Annotated in this window: 14 protein-coding genes; 4 read left to right on the plus strand and 10 right to left on the minus strand. The window is 35.7% G+C overall.

Going from position 1 to position 15,035, the window contains the following annotated elements; all coding sequences use genetic code 11:
* Positions 1-11: 11 nt before the first annotated feature.
* The 3 genes from SKA34_RS22585 to SKA34_RS05430 form a co-directional block, all read right to left on the minus strand.
* The gene (locus tag SKA34_RS22585) at positions 12-641 is read right to left on the minus strand and encodes a hypothetical protein (RefSeq protein WP_050764778.1); all 630 of its coding nucleotides are present in this window, start codon (positions 639-641) and stop codon (positions 12-14) included.
* A gap of 642 nt (positions 642-1,283) precedes the next feature.
* Positions 1,284-1,688 (minus strand): hypothetical protein, encoded by a 405-nt coding sequence (locus tag SKA34_RS05425; protein ID WP_006644505.1) that lies wholly within the window; start codon positions 1,686-1,688, stop codon positions 1,284-1,286.
* Complete coding sequence (locus SKA34_RS05430) at positions 1,685-3,049, minus strand: MFS transporter (protein ID WP_006644506.1); 1,365 nt, start codon at positions 3,047-3,049, stop codon at positions 1,685-1,687. Before SKA34_RS05430 ends, SKA34_RS05425 begins: the two co-directional genes overlap by 4 nt.
* Before the next feature lie 114 nt (positions 3,050-3,163).
* Here SKA34_RS05430 and SKA34_RS05435 point away from each other — a divergent pair, with 114 nt between their 5' ends.
* A complete protein-coding gene (locus tag SKA34_RS05435; protein ID WP_006644507.1) occupies positions 3,164-4,069 on the plus strand; it encodes a LysR family transcriptional regulator in 906 nt (301 codons plus the stop codon).
* A gap of 108 nt (positions 4,070-4,177) precedes the next feature.
* Here the strand turns inward: SKA34_RS05435 and SKA34_RS05440 are convergent, their stop codons facing one another.
* Positions 4,178-5,071, minus strand: coding sequence for a LysR family transcriptional regulator (locus tag SKA34_RS05440; protein ID WP_006644508.1), 894 nt, complete (start codon positions 5,069-5,071; stop codon positions 4,178-4,180).
* 93 nt (positions 5,072-5,164) lie between these two features.
* On the opposite strand from SKA34_RS05440, the gene SKA34_RS05445 reads away from it, so the two are divergent.
* On the plus strand, positions 5,165-6,094 hold the full coding sequence (locus tag SKA34_RS05445; RefSeq protein WP_039859727.1) for a DMT family transporter: 930 nt from the start codon (positions 5,165-5,167) through the stop codon (positions 6,092-6,094).
* A gap of 142 nt (positions 6,095-6,236) precedes the next feature.
* Here SKA34_RS05445 and SKA34_RS05450 read toward each other — a convergent pair whose 3' ends face one another.
* From SKA34_RS05450 to SKA34_RS05475, 6 genes are all read right to left on the minus strand, one after another.
* On the minus strand, positions 6,237-7,532 hold the full coding sequence (locus tag SKA34_RS05450; protein WP_006644510.1) for a hypothetical protein: 1,296 nt from the start codon (positions 7,530-7,532) through the stop codon (positions 6,237-6,239).
* Between the two features lie 19 nt (positions 7,533-7,551).
* Positions 7,552-8,796 (minus strand): magnesium transporter, encoded by a 1,245-nt coding sequence (locus SKA34_RS05455; RefSeq protein WP_006644511.1) that lies wholly within the window; start codon positions 8,794-8,796, stop codon positions 7,552-7,554.
* Positions 8,797-9,553: 757 nt separating this feature from the next.
* Complete coding sequence (locus SKA34_RS05460) at positions 9,554-10,258, minus strand: hypothetical protein (RefSeq protein WP_006644512.1); 705 nt, start codon at positions 10,256-10,258, stop codon at positions 9,554-9,556.
* 248 nt (positions 10,259-10,506) lie between these two features.
* A complete protein-coding gene (locus SKA34_RS05465) occupies positions 10,507-11,784 on the minus strand; it encodes an amino acid permease (protein WP_006644513.1) in 1,278 nt (425 codons plus the stop codon).
* A gap of 46 nt (positions 11,785-11,830) precedes the next feature.
* Entirely contained in the window at positions 11,831-12,388 is a 558-nt protein-coding gene (locus tag SKA34_RS05470) for a PLP-dependent transferase (RefSeq protein WP_369750671.1), read from the minus strand.
* Positions 12,351-13,528 (minus strand): IS3 family transposase gene (locus tag SKA34_RS05475; protein ID WP_086004105.1). Its coding sequence is split into 2 segments (ribosomal slippage): positions 12,351-13,270 and positions 13,270-13,528, totalling 1,179 coding nucleotides; the frame shifts between segments, so codons are not numbered across the junction. The genes SKA34_RS05470 and SKA34_RS05475 overlap by 38 nt, the downstream gene beginning before the upstream one ends.
* A 147-nt stretch (positions 13,529-13,675) precedes the next feature.
* On the opposite strand from SKA34_RS05475, the gene SKA34_RS23785 reads away from it, so the two are divergent.
* Both SKA34_RS23785 and agaR read left to right on the plus strand, forming a co-directional pair.
* Positions 13,676-13,798 carry a hypothetical protein gene (locus tag SKA34_RS23785; RefSeq protein WP_255348819.1) on the plus strand — a complete coding sequence of 41 codons (123 nt, stop codon included), beginning with the start codon at positions 13,676-13,678 and terminating at the stop codon, positions 13,796-13,798.
* A gap of 241 nt (positions 13,799-14,039) precedes the next feature.
* Positions 14,040-14,816, plus strand: a complete 777-nt coding sequence (gene agaR, locus SKA34_RS05485; RefSeq protein WP_006644515.1) for a transcriptional repressor AgaR — start codon at positions 14,040-14,042, stop codon at positions 14,814-14,816.
* Positions 14,817-15,035: the final 219 nt, after the last annotated feature.

A 15,035-nucleotide genomic window follows, 5' to 3' on the forward strand; every position in this document is an offset into this window, starting at 1 on the left:
TCAGCCCAGTGTTATTTATCTTTTTTATCTTGCTGAGAAATAATATCTTCATGAACGGTATAACTATAATGATCACCAGCAGCCACACGGTTCCAACGAGCGGTTAAAATCATTCGATCTATTTCACGCTCAGGGATCTTTAATACACCAAACCAATCGATAAGCCCCATCACACTTACAAATCGGTCGTAAGATGTTTTTGTTTCATCATCAAAAGTTTGGGCTACATCATTCGCCCATAAACCAATAGCAACGGTATCACCTACAGGCCCCAACACCTCAAATACGCCACTGAGAGCGCCAAGAGTTGAGCGCCCTAATGTCGAGAGTAGACTTGCCGTTTCTTCAGCGCCAAGCAACGTAGCACCAGCCGGCCCAGATTCAAGTAGTAAAGACGTCTCAGGAAAAACGTCCTGAGTTTCAATAAGAGAAGGACGCACATCAGTAGAATGATCAGGGACAGATAGAAATAAGTCATCAGGTGTTAAATTCTCACTGAAACCACGATAGTTAGACTTACGAAGTTCATGAAAAACATCCCTTTCTAATACATTATATTCTTCACCTATATTGCAAACTTCAAATGCATTAATACAGGGAGAAATAAAGGCATAAGCGAGCGCCCACTTTTTTAATTTCATATTAATTACCATGAATAAATTGGCGTTATTCACTATTAAAAGAAACAACATATCCTCAGTAGCCAATAAGCATCTGATAATTTGATAGTGTTTGGTATTTCAACCATAAATTTAAAAAATAAAAATTCAACTTAATAGTGAAAAGGAGTTTTAAGACTGGATGTCAGAATTTCATATAACAATATACAACATATTATTTATAATCTTCCATTCTTAAAAAATATGAAACCATTCTATACATGTATAAAAAAATAGACAATGAACAATGCATTATTTTGCATCTAAAATAATTATTTCATAAGTAACCATACAATAAATGTAATTATTTATAAGTGGAATAAAAAATTTATATAAACAATACTAAGTTAATTATTATTTATAAATTCAAATGAGCATTATTAGCAATTGCTCCAATATTATTGTCATAATTAGAATAAATACTCATTCATAATTTCTTTTAATTATAATTAAATTAAACTATATTATTTAACATTATTTAACCAATGGATAAGATGAAAGAATAACATTTAGCAATAGTTATATTTTTAGATATTTAAAGAACACCATTTATAACTACCAAAATAAGAGTTAATTAATGAATAAATTAGTTAACTCTATTTAAAAGTTATTATCTATGACAAATCATCGTTCAGATATTGGCGTTTCGTGTAAGTACAACCAACGCAGTTGTTCATTTGATGTATCAATTATTACCGTTGAAATTCGTCTTTTATACAGGTGACACTCGTGGTGGCTTTCACAATAGCGAATCGTAACAATCCCGTTATCATCAAAAATAGGAACAACATCTTCAATTATTATTTCTAGTTTAGGTCGCTTTCCAAGAGAACTGGTGAACAATTGTTTTACTTCAGGGAGTCCAATTACCCTCCCTTGCTGAGTAACCATTGTAAACTCTTGATCAAAAGAAGAAATTAGTTCCCCCATCACATCAAGTCCTTTTCCATTTCTATCCGTAAAAACTTGCTGTATCCATTTATGAAGCGTGTGTATATTTTCTGATGCAAGCATGATTGCTTTATTCATAGTGTTACCTTTTGTCTTTTTACAATAAATATAAGTGTTAAAATACCAATTAAAACAGCGATCAAATATGTAAGATGGTAAGCATCAATACTTTTAAAATGTGCACTCATACAAAACAAATTAAATAACATAGTAAAAAAAGCATCACCTACACAGAATGAAATCTGTCGGTTAATATTCCAAATAACACTACCTTTAAGCATCTGATGTTCATCAAAGTCCATCAATGCTGTGGTCTGAGCACAGTTTGCCCCTAAACCACCACCCAACCCCATTAATATGTATGCCAACATGATTACATATATTGGTGATCCTAAATGGACCCACAATAAAGTCGCAACACCAGCAGTATGTATAAGTAAACTAATAACAAACAGTTTTTTAGGCCCAATATGATTGTAAGTTTTTCCACAAGCTATAATGGCAATAAATGCACCAATACCGTACAAAATCATAAACATACCAGTCTTATCTGCACTAAAATGTAAAACGCCTTGTAAAAAGAAAATATTAAGTAGATTAATGCCGGTAAATACGCCTGGAATGGCGTAATAAATAATAATCGATAATGTCAGGTTATTATTTTTGAATAAACTTAAATTAATTATTGGATTGTGGTGGTTTTTATCATGTTCGATATAAATACCCACCAATATTAAAGCAGCAACAATAGCAAACGTTCCAATGACTTCTGCTTTTATCCCATATTGGCTATTCGAATAAATTGACATACCAACTAATAATGCAATCAAAGCAGTACTGACTAGAAATAGTCCCTTAATATCAGGTCGCTCACTGTCTGCTTTATTATCATTATGAACCCAATACCATGCCAGTATAGATACGATGATTGAGAGTGGCGCACTGCTGAAAAACACCCAATGCCAAGATAAATGTTCAACGATCAGCCCCCCTATCGTAGGTGATATGGCCGGCGCAATTAATGCGACCATCATAATAAAAGTTGATACCTTAGCCCGTTGTTTTTGTTGGAAAAGACTAAATGTTAATGACTGACCGACTGGAATCATTAACCCTCCTCCAACACCTTGTATAAATCGCCAACCTATCAATTGATATAAACTCGTTGATAAACCACAGAAAAATACTGAGCATCCAAACAAGGCCATAGAAAAACTTAAAACGTTTCTAGAACTATATCGACTGGCTAACCAAGTACTCATAGGAATAACTAACGTCATTCCGAGAATGTACGAATTTGCAACCCATGCGACATTTGCAGTACCAGTATTGAAGGTATTCGCAATTGAGGGAAGCGCAATAGCTGACATAAAAATATTGATACAGTCGAGGAAAAAGCCAATTAAAAAAACTGATGCTATTTTGTAGCGATAACTCACATCGATACCTTTCTTCTTGAAGTTATGTATACCAATAGATTAAATAACTCACTAAATGTAATAAATAGCCTAAAATTCACAACATTAGTGATTTATTTCGAACAATGAGGTGGTATGGATCTGCTTAAATCAATAGAAACTTTTCAGCTAGTTGTTGAACATAAAAGCTTTTCAGGAGCAGCCCATGCTATGAATTTGGTTCCATCTGCTGTTAGTCGACAGGTTAGTGAATTAGAAAAATGGTTAGGTGTACGTTTGTTACAACGAACAACGCGCAGTATAGGTTTAACCACTGAAGGGCGAGCATACTTAGCAAAAATGGCGTTGATAAGTCAAAACGTTGAAGAATTAAAAGGCGTGACACCAGCAACAGCAACACTTAAAGGAGAATTACGGATAACAGCACCGTTGATTCTTGGTAAGTATATTTTACCGCCCATATTATCACTGTTCAGAAAACAACATCCAGAGGTGAAACTTTCCCTTTTTCTAACGAACAGAAATGTAAACCTGATCGAAGAAGGTTATGACTTAGCGCTTCGAGTTGGTGAATTAGTTGATTCAGAGTTAATTGCACGCTCATTGGGGGAATACAAAATAAAAACCGTTGCCACTCCAAATTATATTCAATGCAATGGCGAGGTACTTATACCTCAAGATCTTAAGCAACATACATGTTTGATTAATAGCGCTAGACAAACACCAAGGCGCTGGACTTATCAGATGAACGACAAAGTCATTCAAATAAAAGTAAATGGTGAAATAGAGTCGAATGATTCTGACGTTTTACGAGAGTTCTGTTTACAAGATCAAGGGATACTTCAGTTACCAGATTTCCAAACAAACCATCTAGTTAAAAAGGGAAAGTTGATTGAAATACTTTCACAATATAGTCCACCGCCACAACAGATCTCTCTACTATTTACACGTAATAGACTCATGGGGCCTGCACAACGATCTTTGATTGATTTTTTAGTAAGCCAATTTGATAAGAGTCCTATTGAAGAACCAATCCGATAATGCTCGTAACTAAAGTGACAGCACTATCTTGCAAAAATTATTGTCGATGTCGCGCCTTATTTAAAAATATTGATAAGTGAATATTGCGAATATTTACAATAGTTTAAATTAATTATCTTGAAAATGCTTCATAACAAAATCAATCAGTAGGCGTACTCTCATAGGAATATGTTCTCGGTCGCGATAGAGCATAAACATTGTTCGAGCTTCACTGCTCCATGCTGGTAGAACGCGCTTTATTTCACCGTTTGCTATCATGGGATACGCTAAGTAACTTGGAACGTAGCCTATACCTATTCCTGTTTTGATGGCTTCAAGCATCATAAAACCTTCGTCGACCTCAAGCCTTACGTTCTCTTTAGGAGAATAATCATATTTTTCACCACTCTCATGATTAATCATTTCCCATACTCTAATAGGACGACAAATGATCAGTGGATGATCGTGTAATTCCTCTGGATTCGATAATGTAGAAACATCGTAATCAGGATGAGAACAGAATATAAAGTGGATATCTTTTATCGGCTTAGCAATCCAATCTTCATCTGAAAGGGTTCCAACCCTAAATGCCATATCAATACCTTCAGCCTCGACATCAATGTTGGCACCAGAAAAATTCAGTTCCAGCTGAATTTCAGGGTATTGAATTAAAAAGTCATAAAATATTTTTCTCAGGTATTTTGAGCCAGCATTAATGGGTGCAGAAATACGAATTTTACCTTGGGGATAATATTTATCTCGATGGAGTTCTTGATCAATATCGTGCAATTCATCAAACAAAATGGCTGAACGCTGAAAATACTGCTCACCAGTACTGGTCAACGTTACTCGATGCGCATCTCTATTTAGTAATCGAAGCTGTAGATCGTCCTCTAACTGACGAATACGACGACTTAACGTCGATAGTGGCATACCTAACGAGGTTGCTGCAGCTTTGAAACTACCATGACGTGCTACTACACAAAAACAACGTAGATCATCTAACGAATATCTAGATTTCATTATTGGTATTTACTGTCCTAATTTTGCTTATTTATCCAATTATTGAAATCTATACACTAGCTACAACATTTAAACAAACAAAAAGGTGTAACGATGAAAGCAACTTCACCTATAAAACCCATCATACTTATTGTTATATGCACTTTCTTTTGGGGCAGTAGTCTTCCTATGGGTAAAGAGGCCCTAGGCGAAATGCAACCACTCTCTATCGTTTTCTGGCGCTTCTTTATCGCTGCTTTAGGCTTGGCTGCTTACCTTTTATTAACACATATACGTATGCCGAACTTGGATATAAAAAAATGGCTTTGGATCATAATTGTTAGTGCTATCGGAATAGGTGGACTCAATTTTTGTGTTTTCACAGGATTAACATTAACAAATGCTGCGAATGGCTCTCTCATTATGGCGCTTAGCCCTCTATTCACTTCGCTCATTGTTTGTATTGTTTCACGCACACTCCCTTCTCGTGCGCAATTTCTAAGCCTATTTATCAGCTTATTTGGTGTATTAATTGTTTTAACAAATGGACACCTCGATAGGCTTTTATCTATGAGCTTTAATCATGGTGATAAACTCATCTTTATCGGTATGTTGGCATGGAGTATGTACACCTATGTTAGTGGCGGTATTAATCGCTGGATACCAGTACTCCCTTATACTTTTATTGGTATGTCAACAGGGACAATAGTGATTGGTGCTATGTGCGCTACTTCAGCAGGGCCAAACCCATTTATTGAATTATGGGGCAGCTCAGCAACAGGCATCTTTGAGGTATTATACATTGGCTTATTTGGTACTTTTGCCGGATACCTAATGTGGTTAAATGGTATTAGTAAGCTTGGGCCAGCAAAAGCAGTACTCTTTTTTAATTTAGTGCCTATTTTTTCGGTAATAACCGCGTCTTTACTGGGTCAGAAAGTCACTGAATTACAAGTTGTTGGTATAATTGTTGTTATAACAGGCCTACTCCTACCTCGACTTCCACAGTTCAAAAAACAACCTAATATGTGTACTAAGTCTTAACTAGTGCATACTCATTAAATAAAAAAGAGTCGCTAAGTAAGATTTAAAATAAAACTAACTTGGCGACTCTCTTTAGACTCTTGAAAGACTCACGATTCTGAATGCCTTATTAACCTCGTAATAGGTTCTCAACTTCTAAGTCTCAGTTATTTTTTGCAACCTCCACCCAACGAGGATTTACCTCATTAGTAGACCGGAATGATTTTGTGATAGTACTTCTATTTGATTGCTTTATTTCAATTTTAATCAGTAAGTCTCTATTATCATGTATTACTGAACGCTGGCTTTCCCCTTCTTGGTTCAGAACTCTAAAATGTTTCGCTTTGCGATATTTTTCCAAGCAATTGAGAGATAGGTGAGTTTCGGTATACATGGAAACTGCAGCTCTGTTAGCTTTCTTTTTAAAGACAATGCTATCTGTTCGCTGCAAACACAATTTAGATGGCTCAAAAGAGCTCATACCTTCAATATGATAAGACTGTGCACGCGTTTTGCGTTTTCCCACTGCTCGACGATGTTTTGCACGAATCAGTTTATACCTTTGGTAAAAGTTAAACTTTTTAAGTTGCTTTTTGATCTTCGTTTTAAGTAACTCCTTAGCAACATCACGGCCGCCATAGAGCAAGCAAATCAGTAAAAGAATACTTAATGTTAAATGATCACTTAACTTCATCAAGTGATCCTTGAACGTCAATACTACTGACATCGCGAGCATACTACTTAACGCTATGGTCAATAAATGGTTTAGCGAAGCGTTACGATGAGATTGCAAATATTCATGCTGGCAAACCGACCAATTAGAAGCAAACTCCTCGATCTCATCGTGATAACCCGAACCATGATATGCCTTCTTTCTTTGTTCAATCGGACGCCAACCAGAAATACGATTACGTTCAATTAACAACCGGTCAAGACACGGCAAAACAAGCTGTAATGCTGATTCGGCACCACTCTCTTTTAACCTTTCGTAAAGTTTTAAGATCTCTTGGCACGCGATGACCAATAAGCGCTTTTGCAATAAACGAGCAGGTTCACAACGCACAAAGAGCAGTGCAAATTGGTGATTAATATGTTCAACCTGCCAACATAGTGATGCTGCATTTGGGTAATGTTGCTCACAAGAAACCGATAAACATGAAGCTCGGACTGCCCTATGAAAAGTATTTAGCCATTCTAATAGTTGATATTCTATCTCAGAGCACCATTGACTAATCTCCATTGCAATCGTCTTTAAGTTAGCTTCTACTTCAAGCAAGCCGTCAGCACTATGATAGATATGTATCGTACGATATAGATCTTTTTTAATGCCCTCTTCAAAGTCATTGCTTGAATAACGCTGGCCATCCATATAAATCTTAATATCAACAGACCCAGACGCTCCATTCTCTAACATCTGGGAGACCACCAGCGCATTATTTTTTTTCCATTCAATATTCATGTTTACCCCTAATGTCTTTTCAAGATAAACCGAGTAATCGAGTGGTACAGAAGAAATAAATCAATAACCCACTGATATCAACAATGGTCGTGATAGCCGGGCTGGCAACAACAGCAGGATCGAGATCAAAGCGCTTACTGATTAACGGCAGCATCGCACCAATGACAGTAGACGATAAAATTTGAAAAAAAAGTGCTAAACCAATGGCACTGCCTAACATTGTCAGCGTTATTCCCGTTGGCAGCTCAATACCTTGAGACAGAAAGAAGACTTTACCTAACGTTAGAACAGCCAACACACTGCCCATCACAATGGCAATACGGGTCTCTTTCCACAAAACATAAAGCCAATCTCGAAGTTTAATATTTCCCAACGCGAGAGAGCGCACCATTACAGAGGCTGATTGTGTTCCTGAGTTACCACCAGAGTCAGCAATCATTGGCATGTAAAGCGCCAGTACGGTAATCGCTTCAATGGTATCTTCGTAGCTATGTATTACCATGCCAGATAACAGGCCTAATACAGCAAGACCAACAACCCATACAATACGTTTGCTTACATGTTCCATCACAGAGAGGTTCATATAATCACTGGAATGACTATCTTGTTGTATTCCCATTAATCGCTCCAGATCCTCTGTTTGCTCATCGGTAATGATATCAATGGCAGATTTTGCCGATAACAAACCAACTGGAACTCCCATCCCATTAAGGATTGGAAGCACATCAAAACGACTCTTTTTCAGTAGTGCTACAGCATGCTCTTGCGAAGCACTGAAATGACAGCAAATCGCACTCTGGACGATATCTAACAACGTACTGTGAGGGCGTGCCGATATTAGTTCATCTAATTTAACTAAACCGACAAAACGATCATGATGATCTGTAATAGCTATACAGCTAAACTCAACAGATTGACGACGCAAAGCTTGTTGTGTTTGCTCTACAGTTAAGTGTTGTGGAAATACAATCATTGCCGCTGAATGAGTGGCATGAATAACGGGATGCTTTGCTTTCACAAACCATTCAATATCTTGCTTATACTCAAAACCATTAAGAGAAATAAGCATATTAAGTGACTTTTCTGATATTTGCTTAATAAAACACAGTGTTTGCTGAATATACTCCGCACTAAATAATGCGTTTAAATTAGCGATATTTTTTTCTTCAACCCAGCGTAAAAAAAGAGATATATCAACGGGTGTTGTGCTATTCGCTATATTTATAGATTGTTGATAAACGAAATTACTTATTGTATTGGTCATGTTAATGCACCTTTCAATTAAATATAACAATCTCTTGCTTCTAAAAAGCAATAGATAAATACGAAATATTCAGGTGATTACTAACGCGGTAACATACTATTTTTGTTGATAAAAATAGAATATTAAAAAAGGCGAGAAGGATAAAGAGGAGGGAAAAAATAATAAAGCCTAATCCAAGTTACTTCAAAAATATCCTCGCGATTGTGTTAGTAATCCACCTTCGACTGTCGTTGTCCATGATGTTCTCCTTTGTTTAAAGACTGGAGCATAGTAGATAGCTTACTCTTTTTAGTCAACAGTAAGAGTATATAAATTCACATATCAGATGTTTCAATGTATTTCACCCTAGTTTATATAAGGAAAAAGAATACAATAATAATTTAGTGTTCCGTTCGTATGTTTTCTTTATCTAATATAAACACTCAACAAGAGAAAATGCCCCTGTTTAACTATATTTTACTTTTACTATAAATCTATAAGCATAACTATAAGATATTTTTAACCTCAGTATTTCCTCACTTATTACAACTCAATTAAGGTAAATACAACTTGATTAAGAGCAATTTTTTATTAATAATAAACTGTGATTTGATTCAATAATTTCTTTTCTGGTAAGAATAAAAGTAAGTAAAGGTAAAAAGATATCTAACCTATGACAAGGTTCATTTATAGCGTCTACTTAATTAAGGTTAATAATAAAAGGCTTGCTAGAATCTAGCAAGCCTTTATAAAGTATAATTAATTTAAATTCTATAGATTAATATGACTTTTCACATATGTATTTATCAGCATAAAATCCTGACTGATTAAGATCATTGAAAGATGTATATGTTGAGCAAATAATAGGTTCTTTTGGGTCCCTATAAACATATCCTAATTCAAGTAATTCACTATCATTAGTAATATCTTCATCATAATCAGTTTTATTAAGATCTTTTCGAGAAAAAGTTTTCATTTCGTTATAAAAAACATCACCGTTATCAAAAAAGATATCTTTTGATTTTGAAAGAACTAAATAAAAATCTTTAATTTCTTCAAAATTATTATTGTATACCTTTATTCCATTATTAAAGTTTCTTTCCTTTGTAGAACAAGTATCACTTTTAAAAGTAATTCCATACGAATTATTTTTTATATCTAAAATGTCATGTCTTGATTTATTTTTTAATAAGAAGTGACAATGTACTTTAACCATTCGTGTACCTTCTTCAGTATTCTCGTAGTAAGTAATCATAGGATCATAGATTTTATCAGGAGTGATATTATCTCCATCAATAAAATTCTCACTGTCAAAAATATGAAATTGATCATCTATCACCTTAATTGAAACATAAGGTTTTACTGGATGAAAGTCATCATCAATACCATTCGTTAAATCAAAAGATGGTGATCCCGCTTGAGCCAGTGATGGTATGGCAATAAATAAAAGAGTCGTCAGTAACGTTGATTTTTTATTAAACATTTTATTTCCTAGTTTATTTTGTTAAATATATAGCTTATGGTTTAAAACAAGCTCCTTATTTATAAGAAAAAAGGGAAAAATAATTTGATTTAAAATCAATAGCTCATGTTATTTCATGAAAAAATTTAAACTCTGTGATATAAGTTAATTTTCGCCACTTTCTACCCGTAACAATAAAATAAGTAAACACAAAAAAGCACAAACTATGGCAACCTTAATGTATAGCGTCTAATTAAGATTAATAATCATTAAATAAAACCAGAGAACATTGCAAAAATACCGGTAAAAATTACAAACCAATTGATAAACCCACCTTTACAATGATTTAACTTAGGAACTTTGTAAAATGAATATTGAGGTAAGAAGAATACAATAAAGACACTTACAGGTACCATAAAGTACTTTATAATATTAATGATATCTAGATTTTCTATAGTTGGAATTAATGTTATTACAAAAACCACACTGACAGAAATAAGACGCATTGCAAGTCCATTAGCAAAGTCATCCCCACATTTAAATATATTCTTAGCCATCCCTATAAGGCTTTCTCTTGTAGCTATAAACGTTCCAAGAAAGGCTTTCATTGCGGCAAAGAAAATAATCACCTGAGAACAAATAGCAAGCCAAGGAGCATCAAACTTTCTTGCTAAGATTGATAGTGAAGTTAAATTTTCAACTCTAGCCAATTTAATTTCAGATGGCGTAAGTGTGAAAATACAACTCAGAGAGAAAAATACTACTGTTGATATGATAATTATCAAGGATATAATTAGGATATTATCAATTTTTTTAAATGCATGCTCACCATGAGACTGTTTGTAATGAGCCACTAAACTTGAAACTATCGGAGTAAAACTAAATGCAAAAATAAGAACAGGTAAGTTATTAAAAGTAGATTTAAAGATTTCAGGAATAAAATTTGTATTTGCTTCTGAAGATAGAAATGCTGTATTCCAATGAGGAATAGACATAACACCAAAAAATATTAATGAAATTATAAATGGGAATACTATAAAGCCAACGACTTTAACTATTGTTTCAGTCTTACCCAATGAAATGAGTGACATCACAGTAAGGATACCACAGACAGTAAGATTTCTATTTAAAGGATCAAACTCCAACTGTGTTTTGAAAAAATCCAAAAATGTATTACTCATTGTAATGGCATAAACAGCTAACGAAGGAATCATTATTAGAAAGTAAGCTACAGTCAAATATTTTACGGCTTTATTCCCTAAAAGCTCATTTGTTGTATCAATAAGATTACTTTTTGAGGTTTTTGAAACGGTACCTTCAGCTATATATTGGGCAAGAACTCTATACGTGAAATAGGTTACAGGAAATGCAAGTGCGATTAATATAACCATTGACCATATACCTGCACTACCAAGACTTATCGGCCAAAAAAGTGATCCGCTTCCAACAGCACATCCATAAATAGCTAATATCCATAACACATCAGTTTTAAAACTATTTCCAATTGTATTTGACTTAAGGTTTGACGTAAGGGTACTGGAAGACATATAACTCTCCATTGTTAAATATTTTGTCTTAATTATTATTTTTCTTCTATTGTGTTTTTTTTAAGGATGCGTCTAAATCATTAATTAAACATTGGCTATCTTCGAGCCCAATAGAGATTCTTATTAAAGAAGAGTCACCTCTAGTAAATAAGCGTGATTTCAATGAATCAACCGAATAATATGCAATAAGACTTGTCGTCCCTCCATAACTAGCACCTATTTTGAACTTCGTGAAAGTATCAAAGAATGCACCTATTTGGCTTTCATCTTTTAAAGTGAAGGAGAATACTGAACCGTAATTATCAAAATATTTATTATAAAGCGTATTATCTTCTGATGATGGTAAAGCTGGATGCAAAACAGAAGCAACTGATTCGTGATTATCTAACCACTGGGCAATAGCTTTTGCTGAATTGGATTGCTTCTCCTGTCGCAATTCATAAGTTTCAAGTCCCCTCAAGGCAAGGAAACAATCATCAGGGCTAACATACATACCCATTATATCTTGTAGGCTTCTCAGCTTTTTATGTAATTTAATTTCATTTGTACTAACACTACTGTAGTGGTCAACTAAAATTGGCCACGGTTTTAGAGTTTTCCCAATATAATCGTTCTGATTCGTTGGGAGTTAGGCCGCCATTATATTGATGCGGCCTGAGTTGACAGTAATACCCGATAATGTAGCGGATGATCTCTTGTTGAGCTTCAGCAAAACTACGATAACCCACTGTTGGCACCCATTCGGTCTTTAAGCTTCTAAAGAAACGCTCCATTGGTGCATTATCCCAGCAATTTCCTCGGCGAGATAAACTCTGTTTTATCTTAAAACGCCACAGTAATTGACGGTACTTTCGACTTGTATAGTGGCTACCTTGATCGCTGTGGAACATGACGCCTTTCGGCTTACCACGCGACTCATAAGCCATTGAAAGAGCTTTGCCTGTCAGACTGGAATCAGGTGATAAAGACATCGACCAACCAATCACTTTGCGGGCAAAAAGATCAATAACAACCGCTAAATACATCCAGCGATTTCCTGTCCAAATATACGTAACATCACCAACCCAAACTTCATTTGGGGCGGTAACAGCAAACTGTCGGCCCAAGTGATTTGGAACCTCAACATGTTCTTGAGAAGCCTTTCTGTATCGATGCTTTGGCTGTTGGCAACTGACTAAACCAAGCTCTCTCATGAGTTTTGTTGCTCGGTATCGGCTCAGTTTTAAACCCTGATTTGTGACTATATCTGCAATAGTCCTCGCTCCCGCAGAGGCGTTGCTTGCTGCGTGGGCCTCACTAACTAAGCTGCGAAGTTTGACTGTTTCCGCCCTAATCGCTGTTGGACGCTTTAGCCAATAGTTATAACTACTTCGATGAACATTGAAGACTTCGCATAATGTTTTTACGCTATAGCTCTGCTTGAGTTTCTTGATCATCAAGAATTGTTCAGTGAGTCCGACATCAACAGAGCCGTGGCTTTTTTTAATATTTCATTATGCTCTTCAAGACGAGCTAACTTCTTTTTTAATTCCCGAATTTCTATTTGCTCAGGGGTCATAGGCGAAGCTTTTGGCGTTTTGCCTTGTCGTTCTTGTTTAAGCTGACGAACCCATTTATCCATCGTGGATTTACCCACATTCATGGCTTGGGCGGCTTCTGCCACTGAGTAATTTTGATCAATCACTAACTGTGAAGCCTCGAGCTTGAATTCTGCGCTGAATAGTCGTCTTGTACGATTTGTCATAGTGTCACCTGTTAACGTATGAAGTGATGATATCACCTCTAACTAAGTGACCAAATTCACTATGCCACTACACTATTAAGTTAACGTAACACCTTTAGGTACAGGGAAGATTCAATTGAGTTACTCTTTCTACTTAAAGGATTGCTAATGAGAAAGAGTTTACTTCTTGTAACAGCGTTACTGGTTGTTAGTCCCCTCTCTTTTTCAAAAGCCATGGCTGGAACCGTAACAATAGATAAAGATATTACGGGGTTTACAAGATCGCTTTAAATTCAGCGGGCAAACTTTCACCAAACGAGGAAATAAGGACTCTCTTAAAATAGAAAGTCAAACGAGAGAATACGCAGGTTGAACTCACGTGTTAACATGATATTAATACCGATTCATTTTCAACAAACAGGCGTACAATTACTTTTGCTATTCTGGCACTTATGAGTATGTTTGGTTCTACCTTGCCGGAACTTTTATTATTAAAACGTGATATGTTGTTAATCAATACCGAGAGCTCACTGTGACCACCACTGCCCAAAGACGTGAAAAAATCTTTCACTACATTCAAATTCACCAAAAAGGTGAAGTTACATATTTTTCTGAACTTTACGATGTTTCAGAGGTGACGATTCGCAATGACCTAAACCACTTGGAAAAGAAAGGCTGCGTGACTCGTTGTTATGGCGGAGCCTTACTCAACAACAAGTTTGCCTTCGAACGCCCACTGAATGATAAAAAACAGCTCAATTGTGATATCAAAGAGAAACTCGGCGAATACGCCGCATCTTTGGTACAAAGCGGCGATAAAATTATTATTGATTCTGGCTCAACCACAGAGCAAATCACCCACTACCTCAACCCTAAACATAACCTTGTTGTTATGACTAACGGTATTAATATCGCCTATCACCTCGCTAATCAAGAGAACATCGAAGTTATGGTCAGCGGAGGTGTAATGCGGCATAACTCCTATTCATTACATGGCACTGGTGGGGAAGAATTCTTAGCCGGCTTTCGCTTCAACAAGCTATTCTTAGGGGTTGATGGTTTTGATAAAATTGCCGGCATTACCACTCCTCATCAAGGCGAAGCTAATATTAACCGTAAAATGGTCGAAGCGGCACAAACCGTTATTGCGGTAACTGACTCCTCTAAGTTTAATCGCCAAAGTTTTTGCTTAATTGCCCGCCCTGAGCAATTGAATATCTTAATTACCGATAGTGGTATTCCCCAAGATTACGTCGAGCAACTGACCGAAATGGGCGTTGATGTCCATATTGTTTATGCTATTGCCTAATACATGTTACTAAATTAACTGCAAAAACAAGCCTCTACCAGCATATTAATACCTTCTTTCACTCACTAAGAGCAGTTCAATTAGGACTGTTCTTTTTCTCTCTACGTTTTCGAAAATTACCGCAAGTTTGATTTTTGTGATCTTCGTCGATTTGGTTATCGAAACCCTTCTACTTCTAAGGATTTCATTTCGCTTTCACTGTTTCTCTTCATAATCCCG

The sequence above is a fragment of the Photobacterium sp. SKA34 genome (assembly GCF_000153325.1).
GTDB lineage: Bacteria > Pseudomonadota > Gammaproteobacteria > Enterobacterales > Vibrionaceae > Photobacterium.

Coding starts and splice junctions, on each gene's coding strand:
- SKA34_RS05425 (WP_006644505.1), bottom strand. CDS start 1,688: ATGAATAAAGCAATCATGCTTGCATCAGAAAATATACACACGCTTCAT.
- SKA34_RS22585 (WP_050764778.1), bottom strand. CDS start 641: ATGAAATTAAAAAAGTGGGCGCTCGCTTATGCCTTTATTTCTCCCTGT.
- SKA34_RS05465 (WP_006644513.1), bottom strand. CDS start 11,784: ATGTCTTCCAGTACCCTTACGTCAAACCTTAAGTCAAATACAATTGGA.
- SKA34_RS05445 (WP_039859727.1), top strand. CDS start 5,165: ATGAAAGCAACTTCACCTATAAAACCCATCATACTTATTGTTATATGC.
- SKA34_RS05435 (WP_006644507.1), top strand. CDS start 3,164: ATGGATCTGCTTAAATCAATAGAAACTTTTCAGCTAGTTGTTGAACAT.
- SKA34_RS23785 (WP_255348819.1), top strand. CDS start 13,676: ATGAGAAAGAGTTTACTTCTTGTAACAGCGTTACTGGTTGTTAGTCCC.
- SKA34_RS05440 (WP_006644508.1), bottom strand. CDS start 5,071: ATGAAATCTAGATATTCGTTAGATGATCTACGTTGTTTTTGTGTAGTA.
- SKA34_RS05460 (WP_006644512.1), bottom strand. CDS start 10,258: ATGTTTAATAAAAAATCAACGTTACTGACGACTCTTTTATTTATTGCC.
- SKA34_RS05455 (WP_006644511.1), bottom strand. CDS start 8,796: ATGACCAATACAATAAGTAATTTCGTTTATCAACAATCTATAAATATA.
- SKA34_RS05450 (WP_006644510.1), bottom strand. CDS start 7,532: ATGAATATTGAATGGAAAAAAAATAATGCGCTGGTGGTCTCCCAGATG.